The sequence below is a fragment of the Kineococcus aurantiacus genome (assembly GCF_013409345.1).
Classification (GTDB): Bacteria; Actinomycetota; Actinomycetes; order Actinomycetales; family Kineococcaceae; genus Kineococcus; species Kineococcus aurantiacus.
Genome location: NZ_JACCBB010000001.1, coordinates 4,766,283 through 4,790,623, shown reverse-complemented (window position 1 = coordinate 4,790,623; position 24,341 = coordinate 4,766,283). Strand labels below are relative to the sequence as shown.

The following is a 24,341-nucleotide window of genomic DNA, read 5'->3' as shown; positions in this document are numbered from 1 at the left end:
GCACGTAGCGGCTAGCGCTGAGCCCGCGTCAAGGTGCCGGTACGGATCGCATCTTCGATCCGGCCGTCTGCACCGACGGGACTGCACGAGGAGACGCGAGGTACGAGATGGAATCGCACGAGAAGACCGGTGACCGCATCACCGCCGACCACCTCCAGGACGCCGACGGCGACCGGCTGGATGCTCACCGTCCGCGCCGTCACGCCATGGGCCACCGGCTCGGGCGTGGGCTGGCCTGGATGATGCTGGCGACGGGGACGGGGCTGTCGTGTGCGGTGATCGGCCTCGCCGTTGCCGCCGGAGAGCTCAACACAGCAGCGGTCGCGACGGCCGGCGCCCTGGTCGGTACGGGGCGAGCACTCCTCGGAAGCGCCAGTGCTTCCAGCAAGACCCGCTCATGAGCCTCAACGAGTGAAATCGCAATGGTGCGTATGCTGATGTGTAAGAGGGGTATCGCTACCGCGACGAACCCCGCCGATCTCAGCGGGAGAACCAGAGTGACCACGAATCGACGACTCACCTCGTCTACTCCGTCGACATCCACTTCTCCCACCCCTCCCGCCACTACCCCTGTGCTAGCGCACCGCGAGTACCGCTACTGGCGCCTGCTACGCGGCGACGACGTCCTAGGCCACGTCGGGCACCTCGACGAGGTCCAAGCCCTCACCGGAACGACCCTCGTCGAGACCGGCGGCGACGGCGCCGCCCTGGCCCCCGGCACCCTGCCCCCCGACCTGCACGCCGAGGTCAGCGCAGCCCGCACAGAGAACGAGGCCACCACAGCCGCCCTCGACCAGGCCCGCAGCCAGTGGCGCCACCTGGCCCTGTCCCTGCGCCGCGGCGGCCTGAGCTCCACCGAGACCGCCAAGGCCCTCGGCGTCTCCCGCCCCGCCGTCGACAAGCTCGTAGCCCGCGCCACCGCCGACACCGCACCCACCGACTCCCCGGCGCTCGCGGGCGCTGGCACGCCCCCGGGCACACCCTTGGACGCGGTGACCGGCGCACTGGAGGACGGCGCGCCGGACCCGCAGGCGATGGCTGCTCGCGTCGAGGCGGTCCGGCGTCAGGTGGCCGAGGCCACCGCACGTCAGGAGGAATTCTCCGGGCGCTGGCGACGGCTGGCGGTGGCCCTGCAAGACGCCGGCCTCACCAACCGGGACGTCGCGCACCTCATGGGGATCAAGGAGCCACGGGTGACCCAGCTCGCGCCTCGTGACGGCCGGCGCAGCGCGCCCACGCCCACCACAGCGAGGAGCAGATGAAGGTGTGGTGCCGGTGAAGGGCGTGCGGTTGGTGAAGCTGGGCGCCAGCAACTTCGCTCCGTGGCATGTGAGTCGCCGGGTCGACGGGGGCCATGTGACCGCGTGCCGCCCGAACGGTTTCCCGTTCGGGCTGGACTACACCCGCTGGGAGTTGGTTCCAGTGGACGACGTCTCGTCCTGGCGGTTGTGCGCGCGCTGCGTCCGGACGATCCGAGCGGCTTCCAAGAGGAAGGCAACCCCAGCACCGCCGTCTACTGGTGAGTGAGCCAGAGCCCTGCTCGATCAGCTGAAAAGAGTGGGGTCGCCTTCGCCGGCCTCGGCGGCTCCGGTGACTGCCGCACCGACCTCGGGCAGGTAGGCAGACAGGCGGACCCGGATGGTCGCCATGAGGCGATCGACCGACCCGCCTTCCTCCAGCGCGGCTTCTGGCGCGAGGTCCAGGGCGTAGTGGGACATTGAGCGGGCGTCGGTGGCGATGACGCGCCAAATGTCGAGGGAGTTGGGACTGGTGTCGGCCGAGACGTCGAGGTCGAGAACGTAAATCCAGGCTGGTGTCCTCCGCTCGTTCAGCTCCTCGGAGGACTCACCCAACTGCCATGTACCGTCGCCGCGGTCGACCAGCTCCGGGGCGGCGAGGTGCCGTTGCCAGGAGTCCCACACCGGCTTGGGATCGCGAAGACACACCCAGCCGAGGTCGGGTGCGCGCCGATCTGGAACTTGAACATCATCTGGTAGAAGGTCCGCTTGAAGACGTTCGAGATGTTCGGACCCTCCATCTTCTCGGAGAGCCACTGCGGTCGGGAAGCCAGCGCGTCGTGGAAGTCATTGTGGTGCAGACGCAAAGCGTCACGAAGGTTACTCACGGCGGCGCGGTAACTGCCGTGGTAGTCCATCGTCTGAATCTCGAAGATTCCGTACCGACCGAGCCGTAGTCCGCCAGCACCGTCGGGCAGAATCTCCACCATCGTCGCGTCGAAGGAGAACTCCGGCGAGCGCTCTGTCGCCGCCAGCGTAATCTCGCCGCCGAGCTTGGTCTGGAAGTAGGCGACGCACGGCGTGCCCGCTGTCACCGCCGCGCGGAACGTCGCCCGTCGCTGAGGATCAGCGAGCACCGTCACAGGCACTACCTCGACCTGGGCGTCAGCAGTGATATCGAACAGTCGCCGGGCGACGTCCTCGACGAGCGGGGTGTCGAGTGAGCGGATCGGGCACACCAGCCAGTCCTGGCGCCCGTGGGTCTTACTGGTGCTGCTGACCGTGCAGACCCCGGTGCTGTTCTCGTTCTTGACGCAGAGGCGGTTCTCCCCGGTGGCTTCGGTGAGGAACGGGCAGCGGCCCGCGCGCTGGTCGGCCAGGGCGTTGGGCGTGCCGGCAACCACCGGGAACACGCGATGGCCGTACCACTCGGCAACGTGGTTGCCGGGCTTGGCGGCCGGGCTCACGCGCGGGCTTCTGCTCGCGCCAGCGAGGCGGCGACGTTGGTCCGGCATGCATTGATGAAGTCGTCGGAAATCTCGAAGCCGACACCGTTGCGGTCGTTGTCGATGGCGACGGTCAGGGACCGGCCCGTGCCGGCGAATGGGTCAAGCACCGTGCCGCCCGGTGGGCAGCTCGACAGGATTCGCGGCTTCACGATGGCCTCGGGGAAGGTCGCGGAGTGCCCATCGGAGCCGGCGCGGGCGTTGACGGTGACGACGTCGAGAGCACCGTCCTCGACGGCGTCCAGGTCGTACCAGTAGCTCGCGCGGCCCTCCTTGGGCCGCTTAACGAAGTGGAAGAAGTGCTCGTGGGAGGAGCGCAGCCGGTCCTTTCGGGGCGGGGGGCGACGTTGGGCTTGTGCCAGATCAGGTCGTTGCGCAAGATCCAACGCTGCGACTGCATGGCGATGGCGAAGCGCGCCGGGATCATGAGGAGCTGCTTCTCCTGGCGGTAACCGCCCATCGGGGTCTTGCGCCGTTCCCGGGGGTTGTCCCCGAGGCCCTGGCGGCCGTTGTAGCGGATGCTGGCCCAGCGGGCGAAGTAGGTATCCCCGATGTTGACCCAGACGCTGCCGCCTGGCTTCAAGGCCGCGGCGCCGCGCTGGAAGATCTCAACCAGGTGGTCGACGAACCAGTCCGGGATGGGCTCCATCCCGAGCTGGCCGCCGTGGGCGCGGTACCACTCGTAGGGTGGACTGTGGGCTGCGTCGGGCTCCTCGGCCAGCCACTCCCGCGCGATCTCGGCGTTGTGCTGCTGCCCGTAGGTCCGAAGACCCCAGTACGGCGGGGACGTGATGATGAGGTCGACCGACGCGGGCGCCAACGTCCCCATCAGGTCGTAGGCGTCTCCTTGGCGGACGTCGCCCGTCACGCGCGGTGCAGGTGCGAGGGAGTCCAGCCCGGTGGTTACGGCAGTAGAACTTACCCGCCGCCTCCGACAGAGACCGCCACATGAGCTGGACACGCCCTCAGTCGCAGGCACCGCTGCCGCTGGCTCTCGCCGGTTGGGTCGACCTACTCGCAAGTTCAGATAGCTAGCATGTTGCTAGCAAGTAGCTACCATATTGCTTCCGATGAGCGAGATCTGGCTACCGCTGCCACAGCCACCCGGCGATAGCTGACCCAGCAACAGCAGCAGCACCAGGAGGCGCCCACCTCCGCAGAGCGTCCATGCGCCGCCAATGCCGTCGCCTCGCCTCCACCTCCTTGGGGGACGGGAACACAGGATCACGGCTTGCCTCGGGGTGTGAGCGGCGTAGCTGCGCAAGCTCGGATGGTGTCGGAACGTGGGTCTCCAGGTACAGCACACGCTCTCCGAGCGCCCGGCGGTGAGCCTGTGGGTTCCCACCGCGGACACAGAAGGTGATGTAGCCCTCCGCTAGTCCTCGGGCCTCATGCCGGTAGACCAGCGGGCGATGAGGGTCTTGAGCTACCCGCAGTAGACGCGCGGTCAGCTCCTCGTTAGTCGGTTCGCCGGCGGCACGCTCGTCGGGGGACGCGGTCATGGCGCAAGCCTCTCTCAGACGATGCGAAAGACGTCGGCCGCCGCCACGGCGACCTGCTTAGTGATCCGGCGGAGGACTCGAACAGGCGTTCGATAACGTGTCATCGTGGTGCTGTGCCAGGAGGTCAGCTCTCACGCGCTGAGCGTGCACGCATCGACAGCGAATGGGTGAAGGACCGGGCTCGCGCTCAAGAGAGTGCGCAGCAACGGGCCGCCGCGCACGCCGCTGCTCAACCCGGCGCTGACGAACGTCCCGCAGGTGATGGCACAGTCAGATATCGGCAGTGTCCGAATGGACGCTGCCGACACAAATTATGGCGGGACGACTCATCCAGCGGGATGCCATCAGTGAAGTTCGGTGGCTACTTGCGTGGTCGGCTCCTGAGCGTGGCCTCCTTGCCCAGGACAGGGTCGTCGCGGAAGCCAGCCAGGAAGGCGCGTCCCTCGTCGCGACCGACTCGTACTGCCGTACCAAGGAGGAGGATACGGGAGGGGCCATTGGCGGGGTCCGCAATGAGGCTCTTTAAGTCCTCGAAGTGCGCCTTCTTCGCGAGCTTATCCAGCGCCTCAGCCAACCCCTCACTCAGCTGCGACCCAGGAGGGGCAGCTTTGTACCGGTCGCGGAACTCGACCCACAGTTCAGGTGAGTACGGCTGCTTCAGCAGTCGCGCGAGTAGACCTAAGATCTCGTCCGACCGCTCGCCGCCCCGGAAGTGTTTGAACAAGATTGGCAGGGCTTCCGGATACGGGCGCCGCGCCCAGTCAAGCAGCCACAGCGACTTGATCTCGATGCCTGCGGAGTGCAGATCGTCGAGGACGGGTTGTGCTTCTGCTGTTCTTCTTGCTGCCGCTTGCTCGATGCGGCGATCACGTTCAGCGATGCGGGCTTGGTACTCGGGGTCGTTGGCGAGTTGGGCTAGAAGTTCATCCGCCTTGATCGGCCCTCTGCGAGGTGGGGTCATGGGGTCCCCCGTGGGGTCATGTGAACGGAATCCACTTCAAGTTCACCTCTCCGGAGCTGATGGCCTTCTGTAGGGTTCCGCTTACGGTAGCGCCTCGGCGCAGGTAGAGGTCGAAGCGCCGACCGGTGTCCTTCGCATACTTGATGTTGTCGAGGAGCTGCGCCGTCAGGTCTTGGTGCTTCACATTTTTGACTTCACTGACCGCGAACTCAGTGAGACCGTCCAGAACCCTCTTCTGGTTGCCGATCGTCACGGTTGGTTTTAGCCCGATGTCGTAGAATGATCGGACCAACTTCTCGCCGAGCTGCCCCGTCTCCTGTGCGTAGGACCACCAGTTGATGTAGCCCTGGTCGCCAGCGAGCAGGGCACGCCAGCCCCCGTGTGCGGCGGCACGGGAAGCAGCAAACTTCGCCGCGCTAGCGGCAGCGAGCCCGGCGTCGTAGACGCCGGCGGCAGTACCGACAAGGCGCCCGTACTTGTAGATGAACGCACCGGAGTCGACGTAGCAGCTTGCCCCGGGACTGATGGACTCGCGCAGTGAGCCTTTGTCAGTAGCGGTTCTCCAGTCGGCTCAGAACGAGGGCCGTGGCGGCGATGGCGGAGATGCGCCGCGGGCAGAGGCTGACGTGGCGCAGCGCCCGCCAGCGGGTCTTGAGGTGGGCGATGCCGTGCTCGACGAAGGCGCGTTCAGCGTTGACGTAGGAGTTCCAGCCCCGAGTGGACTCGTCAAGAACTCCTCCGCCCCTGGGGCACCGGACGGGAACCCGGATACCGGCCCCAGCGCCGGTGTACGCCTTGTCGGCCAGGGTGGGAACGCCATCACGAGCAGCTGCGTAGAGCGCCGACAGGGCGTGGATGCGCGCGGCGGTCAGGTCGTGGGCGCAGCCCGGTTCGACCGGTGACACCCACAACGGTCGCCCGTCAGGGTCGGTGATGACCTGCACGAGACCGCCATGGTGGCGGTGCTTTCCGGAGTACCACCGGTCGCGCCGGCCGCTGCGGTCGTGGACGCGGTCGGTTTCGATGAGCGTGCCGTCCAATAGGAGGTGCTCGGTTTGGTTGCTGACCGCTGCGGCGATCACCTCGGGCAGGTCGGGTGCTTGGGCGGCAAACACGTCCAGAGCTTCATGCAGATAGCGGTAAGCCGTCTTGAGGCTGACGGTGTTGTCGCGGGCCAAGTCGGTGACCGCGGCGCGTTGGCGCATGAACCGAAGCAGCAGGACCGCTTGGGCAAAGCAGCTCAGCGATCGGCGTCCTCGGCGGGTGCCGATACGGGCGCGGTGGGCGGACAGCAGACGGGCGATGACCTGGGCAAGGTCGCGGGAGACGTCAAGGTGGCTGCGGTAGGCGATGACCATGGCGGTAGGAGGCTTCATTGTGGGCGCTTGGGCTGGCGTCAACGGAGGTGAGGCCAAATTCGGCGGGTTGACTTCTCTGGGGCATCACAGTGCGATCTGGCCAGCGAAGTCCTGGATCACGTTCCAGCCGCGGTCCCACTGCCCGAGGCCTGCTGATTCATTGAGGTGTCCGTACGGGCCGAGGTCGACATGTTCAGCACCCCAGCGAACCGCGAGCTGGGTAGCGACAGTCGGCGTGCAGTAGGGATCGTTGCTGCTGGAGATCACTAGCGCCGGCACCGTGGAGGGCGCCGCGGCCAGATCGGCGAAGCCAAGGGCGACCGGAGGAAACGCCGGACCGTGAACATCAGGAGGTGCCACCAAGACAATGCCTCGGCAGGCCAACTCTTGTCCGGCCAGGTGCGCCACCGGTAGGCAGCCGAGGCTGTGCGCGACGATCAGGACTTCGGAGCCTAGGTGCTGCACTTCGCGGTTGACCGCTTCCAGCCAGTTCCCGGCCTGCGGTTGGCTCCACGAGGAAGGGGAGAAGCGGGTGCAGTCAGCGCCCTCCCGCTGCTCCCACAGGCTCTGCCAGTGGCCCGGTCCGGAGCCATCGATGCCGGGCACGGTCAAGATCTTCATCTGGTCTCCTCAGGTGACGGATCGGTCCTTGGGCTCCCCATGGCGGCTCGACGCCTCCGAAGGGCGGGTCGATCGTGCAGAATCATCGCCGCAGACTCAGCTCGCCCCGCATCTGGAAGGTGAAGACGAATGACTTCAAAGATCAAAACCCTGACAACCGGCAGGTCATTCGACGATCTCGATGTACGCATCCTCGAAGCTCTGCAAGTCGATGCCCGGACCTCCTTCAGCGACCTCGCGCGGCGGCTGTCGCTGTCACAACCGGCGGTGTCCCAGCGCGTGCGCAAGCTCGAGGAGGCCGGCGTCATCCGCGGCTACCGAGCAGAGGTCGATCCTTCAGCGCTGGGCATCGGCATCCGTGCCACTGTCCGTTTGCGCACCACCCACGCCCACCTCAAAGCAGCGCTGCAGCGCTTCGGCGAGCTGCCAGAGGTCCTGGCCATCTACCGCCTCACCGGCGAGGACTGCTTCTTGCTGCACGTCGCGGCCATCGACGCTCACCGACTGGAGGAGGTGGTTGACTCCATCGCCCGCTTCGGCCCCGTCACAACCGCCTTGGTGCTACGTGAGTACCCCACGAAACCGGTGGGCGCACAGCTGCTCATGGGCACTCGTTGACTGCCGTGGCGGCGACGGGAGCATCGCTACGCATATAGAACCGTTACTGACAAAGGCTCACTGACGGAGCCCTCGATGACAGAGGTCATGGAAGGCTCCGGCTTTGGCAAGCCTCCCCCACCAATGGCTAACCGGACACAAAACTGCCGGGCCGAGTGCTGGGTCAGGAGACGGGTGCCGCGTATCCTGGCGATCGGACACTGGTCAGCGCCTGGTCGGTCAGGGATTTCTCGTCGCCGAAGACGTAGGCCGTCGTCAGGGTCGACTCGTGCTCGGCGACATACCGGCGGGTGCCCTCACCGACGTCGTCGCGGGAGGGAGCCAGCAGGACCGGGAACCCACCTCGGCCGGCGGCCGGTCCGGCGGCCAGGGCGTCGACGGTGGTGCCGTTGGCGAAGCCTGCCGCGGTGGTCCCGATGCCGGCCTCTCGGGCCACGAAAGAGTCGGCGATGGCGGCTGCGGTCGCGGACCGGTCAGGCCCGGAGAAGCGGTTGATGGGCGGGATGCGGCCTTGCTGGTAGCTACTGGCCGCGCCGGCGGCCTGAGAAATCGTGAAGGCGTCGATGGAGTTGTAGTCACCCAAGACGGCGATGCTGGCCGGTTGCAGATGCTGCAGGGCGAACCGGCTGGCCTCGGGCAGGCCGGTGGCGGTGGTGAGCAGAATCGGGATGTGGCCGCGGTAGGCCGCCGGTGCGGCGGCCAACGCATCGGCGGCTACTCCCACCTTGTCACCGCGGGCCAGGAAGACGGTGGCCACGGTGGCACCCGGTGAGGGGTCGGCGACGGTGGAGGCGATGGCCGCTGCGGTGGCGTACCGGTCCTCCCCGGCGATGCGCTCTCCCGCAGCCCCGGCAGTGAGTTGAGTGTAGGTGGCGGCGGACACCGACGCGTCGGAGCCGACGACGATGACTTTCGAGGGGCGCAACTGCCGCAGAGCACCGGCGGTGGCCTCAGGCACGCTGTCACGGCGGGTCAACAGGATCGGGGCCTGCCGGTCCCCGGCCAGGTAGGACGCCGACAGCGCATCGACACCGTTGGTCTCACCATTGGCCACGATGACCGTCCCACCGGCCTCCGCTCCCCACCCTGAGGCGGCGATGAGGGCGGCGGTCTCATACCGGTCAGCGCCGCCGATTCGTACGCCCGGAGCGAGGGGGTCGAACCCCGGAGCGGCTTGGGCGGCGGAGGACACCACCGAGGACACAGCGGAGGGCGCGATGGCCGGCGCCGCCATGGTCAGCGCACTGAGCACAGCCACTGCCGCAACGCGGCGAGCGCTGCGCGTATGGCGAGCGCGGTGGGTACGACGAGTACCGTGGGTGTAGCCAGTACGGTGGCGCATGAGACTCCCTTCGATGACCTGACCATGATCGTGCCATTGACCTGACAGGTCACCTCGCGGTCTTCGGTCTGAGACGGCGGAGCGCGGAAGGCGAAGACGAGAACGGACCTGGTCAGGCGACGCGGCCTGCTGGCCCCTCGCCCCGTGGCCTTCTTTCGGGGGTCACGTCGGCTCGTCCCTGCGGGTCTAGAGTGACCGGTTGGGCACACCGTCGTCGCCCGAGCGCTCACCCTGGGGGGACCATGCGCGTCCGAGGCTTCACCACGCTCACCGCCACAGCCGCAGCCACCGTGACGGCAGTGGTCGCTGCCACCCTGCTGGGGGCAGGCACAGCCCACGCCGCACCCGCACGCCCCGACCTGGTCGTGACCGCGGTGGGCTGGGGACCGCAGCAGACCACCGCCCACGGCAACCCGCTCACCTTCACCGCCACCATCGAGAACCAGGGCACCGCCCCCACCCCGGCCGGGGTCATCCACGGCGTCGGCTTCCAGGTCGACGGCACGCTGCGCACCTGGTCCGACACCTGGACCCTGCCGCTGCAACCGGGTGAGTCCAGAACCGTCGAGGCCAACTCCGGCCCGACCGGCTCACGCACTTGGACCGCGACCACCGGAACCCACGAGGTCTTGGCCTACGTCGACGACGCCGGGCGCATCGTCGAAGCCAACGAGGCCAACAACCGCACCAAGAAGCAGCTCACCGTCGCAGCCACCGGGCCGGTTGTGTCCTCGACCTACCGCAACGGCGCCCCCTTTATGAAGCTGGCGTCCTTGCCGTACAAGACTGGCCTGGCCTCCAGCATCTCCGGCACCGGGTACGCCGCCTGTTACACCGGCGGCGTGGTGCGCTGGGGCAGCGAGAAGGCCATCGGCGCCTACGGAGCGGGGAACTGGATGTACCACCAGGACTCCTCCTGGGGCTGGTCCGGCATCGCCGACGTCCCCGCCCGCGCCACGCCCATCGCCTCCTCAGACATCGACCTGGGTGAGATCGTCCGCTGGAACTACGGCGACCCCGCCCAGAAGCTGACCTGCAACCCGGGTGAGACCCCCGACTTCACGCGCCTACACGCCACCGCCATCACGACCAACCGGTACGCCATCGCCGCCAACGGCTACAACGCCGGCGCGCTGCTGGGCACCTACACCGGACCCCTCAACATCGACCTGCCCATCTAGCACACGCCCCCGGCAGACTCTGACCTTGTCAGACGACCAGCCCCCGGCCCCTCACGGTGCCGGGGGCTGGCCATGCTCCTCCTGCCGGTTCTGCCCCGACAGCCCGGCGACGGCGAGCAGACCGACAAGGGAACCAGAACCGTGAGCATTCCCGATGGCCACCGGCCACCGCCCGCAGCCGTGGTGAAGGTCAGCCTGTGGTGATAGTTGCGGTGAAGCTGGACGCGGCCCGAGCGTTGCCGGCTGCTGGGCAGCGCTGCGTGGTCGGCGTTACGGCCGCGATCGAGGTTTCCCGCGCCACGCTGTAGCGGATACAGAGGCAATGGTCACGGCGCGATTGTCGTCAGCAGCACTCCTGCGGCAGGTACCGCCCATAGAAGATTTCTGCTCCGTAGCCGGGGGTGAAGCCGATGAAGCCACCCTCGAACTGCTGCACGACGTAGTCCTCATCCCAGACGTGCTCCTCCTGCACGGGGAAGCCCAGCCGGCCGTTCTCCCACCCTTGGCCCGCCCACGCATCGCGGATGGCTCCATAGACGGGGTGCGCCCCAGTCGCTGGGCTCCAATAGATGGAGCCCCACTGGAAGTGGTTGTAGGCGCCTCGCCCGTTGGGTGTGCGCGTTTCTGAGGAGATGGGGAAGCCCAGGACGTCTTCACCGAAGCCGCAGTCGTAAGAGCACATCACGTTGCCGTAGGTCTCTTGGATGTCTCCCCTGACCATGTGCGCACCCGACCAAGGTGCCCAGTACATCGAGCCACCCTCGAAGTCCTGCCACCTGCCACGCCCCGAGGAGGTGGCGCCCTCATCGGTGATCGGGAAGCCAAGGATGCCTCCCTCCCAACCCAGCCGGCCCCAGCCATTCCGGATCTCCCCATGCAGCTCATGAGCACCCGTCCACGGGCTCCAGTAGATGGAGCCACCCTGGAAGGCGACGTAGGCGCCCTTGCTGTTGGGTGTGCGGATCTCCGAAGTCAGCGGCTGTCCGAGGAAGCCGCGCGGCCCGTTGTACCGGTACTCGTAGGCATAGCCGATTTCACCGTTCACGCGCGGATCGGCCTGAGCGGGAGCGACGATGCCGAGCGCAGCAACGACGGCAGCGGTCACGCCGACGGCACCGGTCTTCCAAGAGGCCATGCACGCACCGTAGCCAACACTTGTGCTGTTGTGGAGTGGATCCTGAGAGTCACCACTGCTCGCACCGGTGACGGTCCTCTACCCACATGCCTCGATCCCAAGGCCGCACCAGAAGGGTCCTGCGCGTGCCGAGCAGATCCGGGCCAAGATGCAGACCAAGGTGGCGACCAAGGTCGACCACCAGCAACCGCGCCTTACAGGCGAGGTCACGGTCATGGCGCCTTCCGCGATCGGGTCGGGCACCTGCACCTCTCCTCGGACGGCGATCACGATGTCCATGGACAGCCGTAGCCTGGCCTGATGAGGACACGCATCCAGCGAGACCAGCCGAGCAACGCTCGGCTGACCCTGCGCCTGGCGGTACCCCTCGCACTCCTGCTGGCCGCTCTCGCTCTCCCAGCACACCGCCTCATCACGGGCGCTTGGACCGGCAGCTTGACGACCGCGGCCATCGTCTTCAGCCTCGCCCTGGCCTTCTCCCTCGCCGAGACGCTGCTGTACCTCTACCAAGCCGGCGCAGCCCGCGGCCGTCGACGTCGTCCCTAGCTTCGACGCTCCATCGACCGCACGGGCACCCCGCCGTCCGCGTGCTCGGCGACCTCACGGTCTTGCCGATGACCGAGCCTCAAGAGCTCGTCGCTGCTCCGTCGCCGCATCGCCTCAGGAGGCTCCGCCACCCCGACGCTTCATCACGGCAGCAGTGACTTGATAGGGCACGACCGCGGTCACCAGGATGATCGCCAGCACTGCCCAGAAGGGCAGCGACGAGTCGGCCGAAGCGACCCCAGCCATCACGGTGAACAGCAGGGCCGCGAAGTCGAAGGCCCTTGGCCAACCGCGCCTGGCTGGGTCCGTCTCCCACGAAGCTCGCTCAGAAGCTGCTCGGACATGACTCCAGGCCGAAAGAGCCGCGAAGACGGCCGCAGGCACCAGCCACAACATCCAGATCACACCGCCAGGATCTCCCCTACGACCGCAGCTACTGCGGTAGTCGAGTCAACAACCGCTCGGTCATCCCGCGTTCAGGACGCTTCTGGGGTCGCGTCGATGCGCCGCAGCGCCTGAAGCAGACCAGGGTCAAGAGCAGCCGCAGCGCCGATCACTTCCACCCCCAGCAAGCGTCCGGCAGCGCTGAAATCGAGGATTACCTCGTACTCGTCTGAACCCGTGTCGACGACGACCTGCTTGAGCGCAGGGTCGGTGCAGTCGCCACTGAGGTCGATGTAGGCGGCGTCGACGTCCGCGTCCCAGGTGCTGTCCACATCCTCAGCATGCCGCTATGGGACACGACCGACCTCACGGTCATCCCGCGAAGCGGCGCGATCATGTGGGCATGAGTGACCACGATCCAGCACCAGGGCCGCTCGACCGCGCCGTGCACGACCTGCTCCTCAACACACTGCGCCCCTACGGCTCCCCCGCCGAGGTCAGCCTTCACCTGGTCCCCCACACCCGGCTGTGGGTCACTGCCGTCATCCCCCACCGCCCCAGCGCCGCGCCCCTGTCCGTCGGCGTCGAAAGCCCTTCGGACGCCACCGGCACCGACGTCGCCTTCATCATCACCGTCGCCCACTCCTGGCTGGAAGTCGACGGCCTCGACGAGCCCCTGACCTGGCTACGGCAGCTGGCCGAAGCGGTCTTCGCCGGCCACCTGCAGGAGACCGGCTTCACGAAGGCCAGCGCCGTGCGCATCCACACCGTCGCAGGTCTCGTGGAAGGCGGTGCCTGGCAGCTGCCGCTGGTGCGCCGGTTGCTACCGCATCGACGCTTCACCGCCTACGCCGATACCGCACCCGCCGGCACACCCTCGCCTCGCTGAGGCGGCGCGCCATGACCTTACGGTCATGGCGCGAGCCGCGCTGCGCACGGTCATGGCGCGAGCCGCGCTGCGCACGGTCATGGCGCGAGCCGCGCTGCGCACGGTCATGGCGCGAGCCGCGCTGCGCACGGTCATGGCGCGAGCCGCGCTGCGCACGGTCATGGCGCGAGCCGCGCTGCGCACGGTCATGGCGCGAGCCGCGCTGCGCACGGTCATGGCGCGAGCCGCGCTGCGCACGGTCATGGCGCGAGCCGCGCTGCGCACGGTCATGGCGCGAGCCGCGCTGCGCACGGTCATGGCGCGAGCCGCGCTGCGCACGGTCATGGCGCGAGCCGCGCTGCGCACGGTCATGGCGCGAGCCGCGCTGCGCACGGTCATGGCGCGAGCCGCGCTGCGCACGGTCATGGCGCGAGCCGCGCTGCGCACGGTCATGGCGCGAGCCGCGCTGCGCACGGTCATGGCGCGAGCCGCGCTGCGCACGGTCATGGCGCGAGCCGCGCTGCGCACGGTCATGGCGCGAGCCGCGCTGCGCACGGTCATGGCGCGAGCCGCGCTGCGCACGGTCATGGCGCGATCCCAGCTGTCTCGGCTGCCGATGATCTTGCGGTCATGTCGATCTGCGCGAGGTGTTGACCTCGTAAGGTGCCTGCCAAGGAACGGGAGGCGGGATGCAACGGGTACAGCCCAGGGCAGTTGAGGTCCACACCCACCACGGCAGCAGCGATCGTGTCGCCACCGTCCTGCCCGGACGCGGATACACCTGCGAAGCCCCCCTGCTGCACTACACCCGCCTGCTCTTGCGCACCCGGGGCTGGACCGTGCGCACCGTGCACTGGAGCACCCCACCCACACCCGCACAACTGAACGGCTTCGCCCCTGACCTCATCGACGAGGTGCAGGCCCCGCAGCACCTGCTCATCGCCAAGTCGCTGAGCACCCGGCTGCTAGCCCTGGCTGTCGAGCGAGACCTGCCCGGCGTCTGGCTCACCCCGCTGTTACGCGAGGACGAAGTGCGTGCCGCCGCCGAGCAGGCCGGCGCACCCACCCTGCTCGTCGACGGTTCCGCCGACCCGTACTGGGACTCCACCGCCGCTCACGCCTCCGGACGGCGGGTGCTCGAGGTGGCTGGCGCCGACCACTCCATCGAGGTGCCCGGAGACGTCGGCGCCTGCCTGCAAGCCTTGCAGACGGTCGTGAACGAGATCGAAGACTTCCTCAACTCCTTGCCTTAAGACGCGCGGTCATCCCGCGATCAGCGCGCTCGACGACCTCACGGTCGTGCCGATGCGCGAGGTCGTCGAGACGCACTACTCGACAAGGTCGAGTTCGTCCTGGCCGAAGACGTTCAAGCCGGCATCGGGGAAACCCACGAGGAAGCCGCCGGCAGCGAGCTCCATGTCGATCACACCCACCGCGTCCGTCGTCAGACCATTCAGGCGACGCTCTTCGTCCACCGTCCTCAGCCGTACTCGGTCCCCCGCGCGCAGCTTGCGCGGAGCCTGTCCACCTGGGCCGAGAGTCACCATGCCTCGATGCTCCCGCACACCCAGGCAGCCGGGCCGAACTTCGCGGTCATGGCGCCGTGCGGGCGACGTCACGGTCATGGCACCCGACTCTGCCCCGATGGGCCGTGCGTGGTTGCCAACACCCAATGCGAGGCCAGCAGCCGGGACGAGCTGGGACCTGAGCGGTCCTTCGGCTCCTTCCATCACCGGCGACGACACGCGCACCCTGTTCACCAACCCAGCACTGGCCGACATACCCTGGCCTGACGCGACCTCGACCACCTCGCAGTGAAAGCACAGGCACGGCCTCCGCCCGCAATAGCGTTCAGATCGCCTCGAGCGGCGGCCACTTGGACACCTGACCCCTGCCCTCCGCTGGGAGGGTGGGACGCTGTCAAGGTGGCCGCCCTCCCTGCGATGCGAGCGTGCGGCCGGTGCACAGCCCCGCCGCCGCGCCTTCCGAACGCACCAGCGGACCGTCGGCTGCCCACCGCACAGTTTGCTGTTCGCCGGCGCGGCCCAGCGCCGCGGCCATGCCCATCGAGTAGGAGATGAGTGAGCATTGCACTACGCCGCCCTGGTGATGGTCTACGCAGTGGGCCTACTGCCGATCCTGGTCCTCAGCACGATCGGCTGGTGGCCCCTGCGGCCCTGGCAGGTCGTCGTGATCCTGCTTGTCCTGGCCCTTCCCGTCGTCTCGGTGGTCGACGACTCCCCTCTGGCCGAGCTGGGCTGGATCGGGGTGTACGGGGTGCCCTGGGCAGTGCACCTCATCGCGCCGTGGGCGATGCTTTTCACCACCCGCGCCCGGGTGCGCATCGCGATGCCGGTGACCGTCATCGCCGTCCAGCCCCTCTACTTCGCCACGACCGGCGCCATCTACCTGGTCGTCTTCGCTACCGTGCCGGTGCTCTCAGCCGGCTTTGCACTCCTGGTCGCCTGGGGCCGGCGGTTGGATGAACGCGATAAGGCGCAGGCCGACCAAGCTCTTGGCGGTGAAAGGGAGACAGCACCGGACGAACCGTCTGGGCGGCAGTAGCTGAATTACCGGGCTACAGGACTGATGGACTGCCGAGCTGCCGAGCTGCCGAGCTGCCGAGCTGCCGAGCGCTGATACCTCGCTGTCCTGATGCGCTGTTCATGACGCGTACGGCCACTTCGCCACCTGCGCACTCATCCCGCGTTGCAGGTTGCGGGTGCTCTCGTGGGGAGGTGATGACAGATGATCGTTGGCGGTGAGCTCCCAGGCCCAACCAGCCTGCAAATTCGCAGGCAGGTATTGCGACCGTGAGTAGGTTGCAGGAATCAGTTGACGTCAGGAGCTGGAGCCGAGGCCGTCGGTGATGGCAGCTGCTGGGCCGGCGGGGCCGGCGGCTGGGCTTCGGGTCTGTCGCTCGGCGTCGGCGTCTGCGATGGCACCGGGGCTGGCGTCTTGGCCGGCGTCGGCCCGGAGCTGCGGACCAGGGTGATCGTCGTCCCGGCCGCGGCCGCACGAGCACTCTGGGAGGCGATGAGCCCCTTGGTCACCGATGGGGAGGACGCCGTCTTGCTGGAGACGGCCACCTGAAAGCCTGCGGCCTCCAAGATGCTCCTGGCGTTAGAGACACTGCGCCCGACGACGTTGGGAACCTTAATCCGACCGTCGCTGGTGCTGGTCTTCAGGCCCTGGCTGGTGCCGGGAGTGAACGTCGCTTTCGGCAGGTTCAGTGCGTTCGAGGCGGGGCCGACAATGCCGGTCCAGATGGGGCCAGCGATCGTGGCGCCGAAGACCCGACCGCGCCGCAGGCCGTTAATCTTCTCCCCGATGGGCGACTTCGGTGTCTCATGACCCACCCACACCGCTGCGGCCAACTGTGGGGTGTAGGCGGCGAACCAGGTGTCTTTGCTCCCATTCGTGGTTCCCGTCTTGCTGGCAACTTGACGGCCGTTCAGTTGCCCCTTGCCGCCTACCGAGGCGGCAGTGCCAGCGGTCCACCCGCCCTGCAGAGCCTCGGTCACGTTGCGGGCGACGTTGACGTCGAGGACCCGTTTGCAGTCCGCTGAGGGGATGTTTAGCGGCTTGCCCTCGGTGTTGAGCATCTCGGTGATGGCCGTCGGTTTGCAGAAGTTGCCCTCCGCGGCGAACGCTGCGTACGCCCCGGCGACCGCGAGTGGGGTGACGAGGTTGGTGCCCAGTGTCAGCGAGGGGTACAGGTCGAGGTCGGCGTTGGTCTGACCGGTGGGGAAGTTCTCCTCCATCCGGCCTTTGTAGACGCCGAGCGACTGCGCGGTGGAGGCGATGTCGCACAGGTCGAGCTGCTTTTCCATGGCCACGTAGGCAGTGTTCACGGACCTGGCTGTGGCTTGGCGCACGCTCATCGATCCCTCACCTCCACCTTCGGAGTTGCTGTAGGGGTAGGTACCGCCGCGCATCTTTTGCCCACAGCTTGTGAAGGCGCTGAAGGGGTCGTTGCCTTTGCTGGGGGCAGCGACAGTAGAGTCCAAGGACCGGCCCGCCTTCAGCCAGGTCGCCAGGGTGAACGCCTTGAACGTTGAGCCCTGTTGGAAGCCTCGTGTGCCTCCCATGGCCTCGCCGACGTTGTAGTTGTAGGTCGTTACCCCCAGCTGGTCATCGTCGGGCGAATACGTGGTGTCTTGCGCCATCGCCAAGACGCTGCCCGTGCCCGGCTGGACGACGGAGGCCGCTGCGCGGGCCAGCTGGCCGGGGTTGACGCCCTTGTTGACCGAGTCCTGGGTGATCTGCTGCACGGTGCGGTCCAACGTCGTCCTGATCGTCAAGCCCCCGCTGCGCAGCAGCTTCTTGCGTTCCTCGGCCGTGGCGCCGAAGATGGGGTCGCTGTCGATGACGTGCACAACGTAATCGCAGAAGTAGGCTGCGGTCCCGGCGGCCAGACAACCTTGCCGGCTGGGGTTGCGGTTCAGCAGCAGTGACGTGGCGACGGCCTGGTCGTGGATGGCCTGGTCGATCTTGCCGACCTCCAGCATCCGGTCCAATACGACGTTACGGCGCTTGACGGCCGCATCGGGGTACTCCACCGGGTTGTAGGAGGCGGGGTTCTGCACCATGCCGGCCAGTAGGGCCGCCTCGGGCAGAAGAAGCTCAGCGGCGGGCTTAGAAAAGTAGAACTGCGCCGCGGCCTCGATGCCGTAAACATTGTTTTGGAAGTAGGCGACGTTCAGATAGCCGGTGAGGATGTCATCCTTCGACATCTCCTTCTCGACCCCCACGGCCAACTTCATTTCACGCAGCTTGCGGGCGTAGCCGTCGACGCCCTCGTGCTCGACCGCAGCGGCCGCAGCCTGGGTATCGCCCGCTTGAACGGCCTGCTGAACCAACACGTTCTTCACGTACTGTTGAGTCAGCGTCGACGCACCCTGGGTACTGCCCCCGCCGGTGTTGGACACCAGCGCACGGACGATGCCTTTGAAGTCCACGGCGCCGTGCTGGTAGAAGCGGTCGTCTTCGATGGAGACGATCGCGTCGCGCATGACGGGGGCGATCTGGTCGAAGCCGACGACGCTACGGTTCTGGTCGTAGACCCTGGCCATGACCGTCCCGTCGGACCACAAGATGGTGGAGGCTTCTGATAGGGACTGGTCACCCAGGTCGGTGGGCAGCTCGTTGAAAACGTCCACCCCCTTGCTGGTCAGGCTGCCCGTCACGGCCACCGCCGGGATCACCAGCCCTGCACTTAGGACCCCACCGACAGCGCTGACCGCGACGAAGGCGGCCAGCAGCTGCAGTACAGGACGGCGGGCAGGGGCAGCGGTGCGCGTGGCCTTCACACCTGTACAACGCCCGCTACCGTTGCCACTGTTGCACCCGGAAGCACGCCGATCACTCGTGGCCGCGACCAGAACCGAGCCGCTGAGCGTGCGCAACCCGGCCACCCAGCCGGGTCGGCCAGGCGGCTGCGCACCATGGCAGGAACAAGGCACCCCGCGCCAGGTCCTTGAACTCAAAGTCAATTCGTGGTACCGCCATATGATGAGCGGGAAGCGATGAATAGGCAGTCGATGCGTCGGGTGTCGCCGCTGCCCAGCCCGCTGCCTTACCCGCTGCCTTACCCGCTGCCTCGCCCGCTGGCGCGGACGTCGGCCACCGCGGCCGTGAGCACAGCGGTCAGGTCGCTGGTGGAGGCTGAGGTGGGTCCCTGGTGAGAGACGCCGACGAGCACGTCACCCACCCGTGCGATCCCGGTGACCTGGTGAAACGGTACTCCGGGGAACCCAGCGGCCGAGTCGGTCCTGGCTGCCCAGGCCTGCTCGGCGCCGGGGACCGTCACGGTCACGGGGTCGATGGCGTAGGCGAAGTGGCACGCCCCGGACCCGCCGGCCACGCCGTCGAAGGCGGCTGCCCCTTGGCCGGTGGGCCACATTGTGACCAGGACGGTGATGACCTCCTGCTCCTGGTCGGCGGTGGCCTGCCGTTCGTCAATCCACTCGAACTTCTGCGCGGCCACGGTCCGCGGCAGACTCGAGTGCGTATCGCAGCCCACGCCCAGCCCGGTCAAGGGGGTCAACTCCTCGGCGTAGGGGCCTTGGCTGGGCAGCGGTGTCAGACCCGCCGGCACCGCAGCCCGCGTCTGGGCCAGGTCCGGCAGGTGAACAGTCGCCGCCGAAGCCCCCGCCGAAGAGGAGCTTGGGTCCGGTGAGGCTGGCGTCGTAAGTGCCCCAGGGCCGGGAGATGCGCTGGAAGCTGGCAGGGAGGAGTGGCTTGGTGTCGGGCGAGAAGGGGTCGGCGAGAAGCCCTGACCGGCCGGGGTCGTGGACACTGTGGCGGTGGGCCAGGCCTGCAAGGTCACCGGAACCGCGGCGGCCGCGACCAGGACGGCGGCGGCCACCTGCAACCGGCGGGTACGGACCCGCCGGCGCAGCCGGGCGCGGGTCCCTGCGATCAGCTGCTGCTCGTTGAACTGCCGGGTGCGCACTTCGTGGTCGAAAGCGTCGTGCAACAGCGCGAGGACCGGCTCGAACCGGACATCGAGCAACGGATCAGACGGCACGTCGCCCCGCTCCTCACCTGGCATGTCGTAGTGGTCGAGCTCATCGTGGGACTGCATAGGGGGCTGGTCGGAAGACTCGTCGTAGGGCTGGTGCGAGAAGTCATCGTGGGGCTGGTGGTCATCAGGCACGGTGGGGGTCCTCCTCGGCGAGCAGTCGGCGCAAGGTGGCCAGGCCCCGGTGCACGTTGCTGCGCACCGTGACCATGGAACAGTTCATGAGGTCGGCGATCTCGGCATCGGGCAGGTCTTCATAGATGCGCAAGACCACCGCCATGCGCTGCTTGTCCGGCAGCCGCTGCAGCAACGCCAACATCCGCGCCCGCTCGGCGTGCGGACCGGCAGGGTCCCCCAGCGTCTGCTCGGGCAGGTCGGCGGGGTCGGCGGTGTGCTCGCGGCGCCACGGCCGGCGCCGGGAGGTGCTGACGGCGTTGACCAGCATCCGGTTCAGGTACGCCGAAGGATCCTCCAGGGCCTGGATGCGGCTCCACTTGGCCACGCACGCGGCCAGCACGTCCTGCACCACGTCTTGGGCCTGGTGCTCATCGCGCAGCAGCATCTGAGCCAGGCGCATCAGCTGCGGGCCCTTCCAAGCCACTAAGGACTCCAGGTCCCCTCCCCCTGTGAGCCCGCGGTCACCGCCGTGCTCACGACCCATACTCTGGTCGCGATCTTCCCGCTGCTGAGACATTCCCCATTCGCCTCGGGATGGCCCGCTGCTGGGCACGGCGGCGCCCACCCCTTTCCTCCTGCCGAAACCACTCCGGCTCACCGGCTCGAAGCTAGAAGCGTCGGTGACGAAGTCCCCTCCCACTTCCTCACCCACACCCGGACCTGCCTCCGGACCGCCACCGGAGCCAGCGAGTCGGTCCCACCACCCGAGGACAGGCGCGGAGGCGAGGCCATCGCGCCCGACATCGTCTGAACAGGGTGTCACTCCCGTACAACGCGATGACCCCGGCCAGCTGTTGCACGCCTCCAGCGATGACTTCACCGACACCAACATCTACAGCTGGACCCGCAACATCACCTAGACCCCCTAGTTCCCGGAGGCCACCGGCCTCGCGACGACCTCAGGCACGCCGATCGAACGCTCCGGGAAGGTCAGCATGAACGACGTCACGGTCATGGCGCGGGCCGCGCTGCGCACGGTCATGGCGCCCTGCCGGCGACCTCGCGGTCATGGCGCATTGAGCGCGACGTCACTGTCGTGGTGGTGGCCCGGGCCTCATGGTGGCCGCAGCCGGCAGGCAGGGCTATGCGCAGGTAGCGGTCGGGTCCCAGTAGCTGAAGCGCTCCATAGCGTAGCCACCCTCCACGCCGGCCGTGTACTCAGCAGCGGCGATGACCGTGCCGTGCCCATCGCGCGCCTCGGTCATCGTCTCAGTCGCCAACAGCGCCTGAGCAGCATCGAGGTGGGCCTGCGCTCGAGCAGTGTCCCCGGGAGTCTCGGCGCTAGCTGAACGCGTAGCCAGGTAGTCCAAGTCGTGTCGAGCTCCATCGACCATCGACTGCAGCAAGACCTGCTTGCTGGGGGCGCTGTGTGCCCCTTCGTAGATGGCCATCACCAAGCACCCTGCCCGTGGCGTAGCCCCACTTGACGTCGCATCTGCAGGACTGGGCTGAGCAGCGGTCAACCCCGCACCAGCGATCAAGGCACCGGCTGCGGCCACAACGATCACACGGCGCGACGTCCACCTAGTGCTCATGCCCACCCCATCGTCAGCCTGCAGCGCTTGACTGAGCTTCGACGCGAGCGTGACCAAAGGGGTTCCTCAGTCCCCTAGCCGCGAGTCGTTGCGCACGGTCATGGCGCGAGCCGCGCTGCGCACGGTCATGGCGCCGTCCGCGCGCTCGACGACCTCGCAGTCGTGTCGATCTGCGGGTGGTGAGTCGAGGTGAGAGGTCCAGGACATGTTGCTGGTCGTGACGTGCAACAACCGAGGGTGCTGATCGCGTTGTACTGCTGTGACACCTCCCGCCGCCAGCGCCGAGCACCCCAGCGCTGGCGCCTCCTCTCCCAGGGGTGAGCAGGACCCAGCTGGACAGGCCCGAAGCGACGGCGGCTCAATCAGCACCGACGCCTTCAATCGGCAGCGAGCCGGTACTGCGCCTCGCGGTGTGTGGGACCTGGAGTCCTTGGTGGCCTGAAAGGGGCCGCAGCTGGTCCGATTGGCCTGGACCCTGCTGCGCGATGAACACCAAGCCGAAGACGTCGTCCAGGACGTTTTGGCCACCTGCGTAACCAGATGGGCCCGCATCGAAGCCCTCGAGGACCCTTCGGCCTACCTCAACCGCATGCTGGTCAACGCCGTCACCACCTCCCGCCGCCGACCTTGGCGACGCGAACACGCCGCCGACCCCACCGACTTGGCCCAGCTCACCGAGCGGTCCCATCCCTTGCACATCGGAGCCGGTCTGGGTGATGTCGCCGGCACGCATGCGGAGCGGCAACGCTGCCTGGCCCTGCTGCGCCAGCTTCCGGACAAGCAGCGCATCGCCGTCGTCTTGCGCCTGTACGAGGGGCTGCCCGATACCGAGATCGCCGACCTCGTGGACTGCTCCACGGCCACCGCGCGCAGCAACGCCCACCGCGGCCTGGCCACGCTGCGCCGACTGCTCACCGAGGAGGGAATCACTCGTGCCTAAGCCCCCCGACCACCCCGACCTGCCTGGTCAAGGCCTCCCCCGCGGGGCAGGATCTGGCGGCACCAGCGACCCTGACGACCCGGTGACCGCGCTGCTGCTGGCCGCTTTCGACCACGACGTCCGCAGCCGGCCGGTGGATGAGCAGCGCCTGACCGCCGGTACCCGCGCCCGGCTGCAACAGCGCCGCCGGGTGCGGCGGGTGCAGGTCGCCGCCGCTGCCCTCGTCGTGGCGGCAGCGGTGCCGATCGGTGTGCAGGTCTGGCCTACCTCCATGCCTACGGTCTCAACCGTTCCGATTGCCCAGTCCCCCGGTCGGGACTCACCTCCGAGCCCGATCACCGGTCCACGCGCTGCGTCGCCCGCATCGACCCCCCAGCTCGGAGAGTTGAGCATCGCCGTCGTGACCTACGCCATCCCGGATATGACCCAAGCCCGCACGGCCCTGACCGGTACCCAGACGTTGCCGGACCTCGTCGGGTCAGCCGATCAGCGCCGCGCTCAAAGTCCCCTGGCCGGGCCGGTGGGGTGCTCCGGGGATTCCGCCGAGGCCGCCGAGGCCGCCGAGGCCGCCGAGGCCGCCGAGGCCGCCGAGGCCGCCGAGGCCGCCGAGGCCGCCGAGGCCGCCGAGGCCGCCGACGTGCACGACTACAGCATCGCCGGGCGGGAGTTCCAGTGGGCTGATCAAGCGGTGTCTCAACACGTCATCACCCTCACCGTCACCGGGTGGCCGGCCGGCACTGGGGCGGCGACGTTCCAGGCCGCCACCGGCAGACACCTGACCTGCGCGATGACCGGGCAGTTGGCACCGGTCGAGGTCACCGTCCCCGGGGCGGATCAGTCCTGGGCGGTGACCGCCGACCTCGGCGGACCGCCGTCCTACCTCACCGGCTCGGCTCGAGTGGGGGACCTCATCGTCAGCGCGTCCCTGCCTGCCGCTACCCGCGAGGCTGCGGCCGCTCGCTCCGATGAGCTCATCGCCCTGCTCAGCGCCGCAGTTCAGGACCTGCGGGCCAGTGACCTCGCCGCCGTCCGTGGCAGGTGAGCGGGGTCAGTGGCGCCGGCAAGCCTCGAAGGACCGTTCTCACCCCGGTGGAGCAGACGGTGCGTGTGCAGGGCCCGTGCTCACCTGAGGGGGTCCGGTGCAGCAAGACACCCCACTGCCCACCACCGGCGACGCTGATCCGGTGAGCTCCACCCGCGCCTCTCATGGGCTGGCCGACTGGCTCTGGCGGGTCGGTATCGTCAGCCTCCTCGCCTCGACCGTCGTCGCCTTCACGCCGACCGGCTGGGAAGACGTCTGGGTCATCGGGTCTTGGGTTCCCCGCGCCCTGCACGTGGTCGGCGCCCTCCTGGGTATCGGCGTGGTGTCCCTCATCGCCGGAGCCGGGTGCCGGATCGTGCTGGCCGACCGCGCAGTGCCCCGGCCACGACGGCACTGGGTCCGCAAGGTGGGGACTGGCCTGGTGACCGCCTTCGTCCTGCTGATCGCGTGCCCGCTGACCGCCTTGATCGCGTGGCTGGACTCTTCAGACCACTTCACCGTGCTGCCCGAACGCAGCGCCACCGGCTGCCGGCTGGTGGTGGATGAGGCGGCTGGCTCCGGTGGAATCGGGGTGAGGGTGTACGTCGTGCCGGGTGGGCAACACCGTGCGCGGGAGGTGGGCTACTACGTCAGCAGCACCCGGCTCGTGGAGGAAGGACAGTATGAGCTGACGTGGAAGGGGAACAGCGCCGCCCTGCAGATCCCCGACGTGGACACCTCCGGTCCGTGGGCGTGTTCGACCTGACCCTCAGCGCGGCGGCACGTCAGGCATCGGGACTGGGCTTGCACGGACAGATCAAGTCATGACGTCAGGCCAGTGCCTCTACGACCACCAACCCCACACTTCATCTAGATCGCGGCC

General features: G+C 68.0%; 26 protein-coding genes and 1 pseudogene. 11 read left to right on the top strand and 16 right to left on the bottom strand.

Annotated elements, in window-relative coordinates:
• Positions 1 to 107: 107 nt before the first annotated feature.
• Positions 108 to 401: a hypothetical protein gene (locus BJ968_RS22810; protein ID WP_179755788.1), complete on the top strand. Its 294-nt coding sequence runs from the start codon at positions 108 to 110 to the stop codon at positions 399 to 401.
• A 171-nt stretch (positions 402 to 572) separates the two neighbouring features.
• Positions 573 to 1,262, top strand: coding sequence for a helix-turn-helix domain-containing protein (locus tag BJ968_RS22805; protein ID WP_179755786.1), 690 nt, complete (start codon positions 573 to 575; stop codon positions 1,260 to 1,262).
• Positions 1,263 to 1,544: 282 nt separating this feature from the next.
• Here BJ968_RS22805 and BJ968_RS22800 read toward each other — a convergent pair whose 3' ends face one another.
• The 7 genes and pseudogenes from BJ968_RS22800 to BJ968_RS22770 form a co-directional block, all read right to left on the bottom strand.
• Positions 1,545 to 1,853, bottom strand: a complete 309-nt coding sequence (locus BJ968_RS22800; protein ID WP_179755783.1) for a PDDEXK family nuclease — start codon at positions 1,851 to 1,853, stop codon at positions 1,545 to 1,547.
• Positions 1,829 to 2,704, bottom strand: coding sequence for a PDDEXK family nuclease (locus tag BJ968_RS22795; protein ID WP_179755780.1), 876 nt, complete (start codon positions 2,702 to 2,704; stop codon positions 1,829 to 1,831). Before BJ968_RS22795 ends, BJ968_RS22800 begins: the two co-directional genes overlap by 25 nt.
• Positions 2,701 to 3,572 (bottom strand): annotated as a pseudogene (locus BJ968_RS22790) (DNA-methyltransferase). Before BJ968_RS22790 ends, BJ968_RS22795 begins: the two are co-directional and overlap by 4 nt.
• A gap of 1,034 nt (positions 3,573 to 4,606) precedes the next feature.
• A complete protein-coding gene (locus BJ968_RS22785) occupies positions 4,607 to 5,206 on the bottom strand; it encodes a hypothetical protein (protein WP_179755777.1) in 600 nt (199 codons plus the stop codon).
• A 16-nt stretch (positions 5,207 to 5,222) separates the two neighbouring features.
• Positions 5,223 to 5,498 carry a putative toxin gene (locus BJ968_RS22780; RefSeq protein ID WP_246314189.1) on the bottom strand — a complete coding sequence of 92 codons (276 nt, stop codon included), beginning with the start codon at positions 5,496 to 5,498 and terminating at the stop codon, positions 5,223 to 5,225.
• A gap of 256 nt (positions 5,499 to 5,754) precedes the next feature.
• On the bottom strand, positions 5,755 to 6,564 hold the full coding sequence (locus BJ968_RS22775; protein WP_179755772.1) for a transposase family protein: 810 nt from the start codon (positions 6,562 to 6,564) through the stop codon (positions 5,755 to 5,757).
• 84 nt (positions 6,565 to 6,648) lie between these two features.
• Complete coding sequence (locus BJ968_RS22770; RefSeq protein ID WP_179755770.1) at positions 6,649 to 7,185, bottom strand: RBBP9/YdeN family alpha/beta hydrolase; 537 nt, start codon at positions 7,183 to 7,185, stop codon at positions 6,649 to 6,651.
• A gap of 129 nt (positions 7,186 to 7,314) precedes the next feature.
• Between BJ968_RS22770 and BJ968_RS22765 the strand changes: the two genes are divergently transcribed.
• Positions 7,315 to 7,803, top strand: a complete 489-nt coding sequence (locus BJ968_RS22765) for an Lrp/AsnC family transcriptional regulator (RefSeq protein ID WP_179755768.1) — start codon at positions 7,315 to 7,317, stop codon at positions 7,801 to 7,803.
• A 163-nt stretch (positions 7,804 to 7,966) separates the two neighbouring features.
• On the opposite strand, the gene BJ968_RS22760 is transcribed toward BJ968_RS22765, so the two are convergent.
• A complete protein-coding gene (locus BJ968_RS22760; RefSeq protein WP_179755766.1) occupies positions 7,967 to 9,055 on the bottom strand; it encodes a cell wall-binding repeat-containing protein in 1,089 nt (362 codons plus the stop codon).
• A gap of 389 nt (positions 9,056 to 9,444) precedes the next feature.
• On the opposite strand from BJ968_RS22760, the gene BJ968_RS22755 reads away from it, so the two are divergent.
• On the top strand, positions 9,445 to 10,326 hold the full coding sequence (locus BJ968_RS22755) for a CARDB domain-containing protein (RefSeq protein ID WP_179755764.1): 882 nt from the start codon (positions 9,445 to 9,447) through the stop codon (positions 10,324 to 10,326).
• 343 nt (positions 10,327 to 10,669) lie between these two features.
• Here the strand turns inward: BJ968_RS22755 and BJ968_RS22750 are convergent, their stop codons facing one another.
• The 3 genes from BJ968_RS22750 to BJ968_RS22740 all read right to left on the bottom strand — a co-directional run bounded on the left by BJ968_RS22750 (position 10,670) and on the right by BJ968_RS22740 (position 12,723).
• Positions 10,670 to 11,461: an LGFP repeat-containing protein gene (locus BJ968_RS22750; protein ID WP_179755762.1), complete on the bottom strand. Its 792-nt coding sequence runs from the start codon at positions 11,459 to 11,461 to the stop codon at positions 10,670 to 10,672.
• A gap of 660 nt (positions 11,462 to 12,121) precedes the next feature.
• Complete coding sequence (locus BJ968_RS22745; RefSeq protein ID WP_179755760.1) at positions 12,122 to 12,412, bottom strand: hypothetical protein; 291 nt, start codon at positions 12,410 to 12,412, stop codon at positions 12,122 to 12,124.
• Positions 12,413 to 12,483: 71 nt separating this feature from the next.
• Positions 12,484 to 12,723, bottom strand: a complete 240-nt coding sequence (locus BJ968_RS22740) for a DUF2283 domain-containing protein (protein ID WP_179755757.1) — start codon at positions 12,721 to 12,723, stop codon at positions 12,484 to 12,486.
• Between the two features lie 113 nt (positions 12,724 to 12,836).
• Between BJ968_RS22740 and BJ968_RS22735 the strand changes: the two genes are divergently transcribed.
• The 3 genes from BJ968_RS22735 (at position 12,837) to BJ968_RS22725 (ending at position 14,512) form a co-directional block, all read left to right on the top strand.
• Complete coding sequence (locus tag BJ968_RS22735) at positions 12,837 to 13,280, top strand: hypothetical protein (protein WP_179755754.1); 444 nt, start codon at positions 12,837 to 12,839, stop codon at positions 13,278 to 13,280.
• Positions 13,281 to 13,305: 25 nt separating this feature from the next.
• A complete protein-coding gene (locus BJ968_RS22730; RefSeq protein ID WP_179755751.1) occupies positions 13,306 to 13,977 on the top strand; it encodes a hypothetical protein in 672 nt (223 codons plus the stop codon).
• A 130-nt stretch (positions 13,978 to 14,107) separates the two neighbouring features.
• Positions 14,108 to 14,512, top strand: a complete 405-nt coding sequence (locus BJ968_RS22725) for an alpha/beta hydrolase (RefSeq protein WP_179755749.1) — start codon at positions 14,108 to 14,110, stop codon at positions 14,510 to 14,512.
• 75 nt (positions 14,513 to 14,587) lie between these two features.
• On the opposite strand, the gene BJ968_RS22720 is transcribed toward BJ968_RS22725, so the two are convergent.
• Positions 14,588 to 14,734 carry a hypothetical protein gene (locus BJ968_RS22720; protein WP_179755747.1) on the bottom strand — a complete coding sequence of 49 codons (147 nt, stop codon included), beginning with the start codon at positions 14,732 to 14,734 and terminating at the stop codon, positions 14,588 to 14,590.
• 613 nt (positions 14,735 to 15,347) lie between these two features.
• Here BJ968_RS22720 and BJ968_RS22715 point away from each other — a divergent pair.
• Positions 15,348 to 15,824 (top strand): hypothetical protein, encoded by a 477-nt coding sequence (locus BJ968_RS22715; protein ID WP_179755745.1) that lies wholly within the window; start codon positions 15,348 to 15,350, stop codon positions 15,822 to 15,824.
• A gap of 266 nt (positions 15,825 to 16,090) precedes the next feature.
• Here BJ968_RS22715 and BJ968_RS22710 read toward each other — a convergent pair whose 3' ends face one another.
• The 4 genes from BJ968_RS22710 to BJ968_RS22695 form a co-directional block, all read right to left on the bottom strand.
• On the bottom strand, positions 16,091 to 18,571 hold the full coding sequence (locus BJ968_RS22710) for a transglycosylase domain-containing protein (protein WP_179755742.1): 2,481 nt from the start codon (positions 18,569 to 18,571) through the stop codon (positions 16,091 to 16,093).
• Positions 18,572 to 18,849: 278 nt separating this feature from the next.
• The gene (locus BJ968_RS22705) at positions 18,850 to 19,920 is read right to left on the bottom strand and encodes a hypothetical protein (protein ID WP_179755739.1); all 1,071 of its coding nucleotides are present in this window, start codon (positions 19,918 to 19,920) and stop codon (positions 18,850 to 18,852) included.
• Positions 19,913 to 20,386, bottom strand: coding sequence for a sigma-70 family RNA polymerase sigma factor (locus tag BJ968_RS22700; protein WP_179755736.1), 474 nt, complete (start codon positions 20,384 to 20,386; stop codon positions 19,913 to 19,915). Before BJ968_RS22700 ends, BJ968_RS22705 begins: the two co-directional genes overlap by 8 nt.
• A 658-nt stretch (positions 20,387 to 21,044) precedes the next feature.
• Positions 21,045 to 21,353 carry a hypothetical protein gene (locus BJ968_RS22695; RefSeq protein WP_179755734.1) on the bottom strand — a complete coding sequence of 103 codons (309 nt, stop codon included), beginning with the start codon at positions 21,351 to 21,353 and terminating at the stop codon, positions 21,045 to 21,047.
• Positions 21,354 to 21,951: 598 nt separating this feature from the next.
• Between BJ968_RS22695 and BJ968_RS22690 the strand changes: the two genes are divergently transcribed.
• The 3 genes from BJ968_RS22690 to BJ968_RS22680 all read left to right on the top strand — a co-directional run bounded on the left by BJ968_RS22690 (position 21,952) and on the right by BJ968_RS22680 (position 24,224).
• On the top strand, positions 21,952 to 22,437 hold the full coding sequence (locus BJ968_RS22690) for an RNA polymerase sigma factor (protein ID WP_281373416.1): 486 nt from the start codon (positions 21,952 to 21,954) through the stop codon (positions 22,435 to 22,437).
• 82 nt (positions 22,438 to 22,519) lie between these two features.
• Positions 22,520 to 23,479, top strand: a complete 960-nt coding sequence (locus BJ968_RS22685; RefSeq protein ID WP_179755731.1) for a hypothetical protein — start codon at positions 22,520 to 22,522, stop codon at positions 23,477 to 23,479.
• A 97-nt stretch (positions 23,480 to 23,576) separates the two neighbouring features.
• Positions 23,577 to 24,224 carry a hypothetical protein gene (locus BJ968_RS22680; RefSeq protein WP_179755728.1) on the top strand — a complete coding sequence of 216 codons (648 nt, stop codon included), beginning with the start codon at positions 23,577 to 23,579 and terminating at the stop codon, positions 24,222 to 24,224.
• Positions 24,225 to 24,341 lie beyond the last annotated feature (117 nt).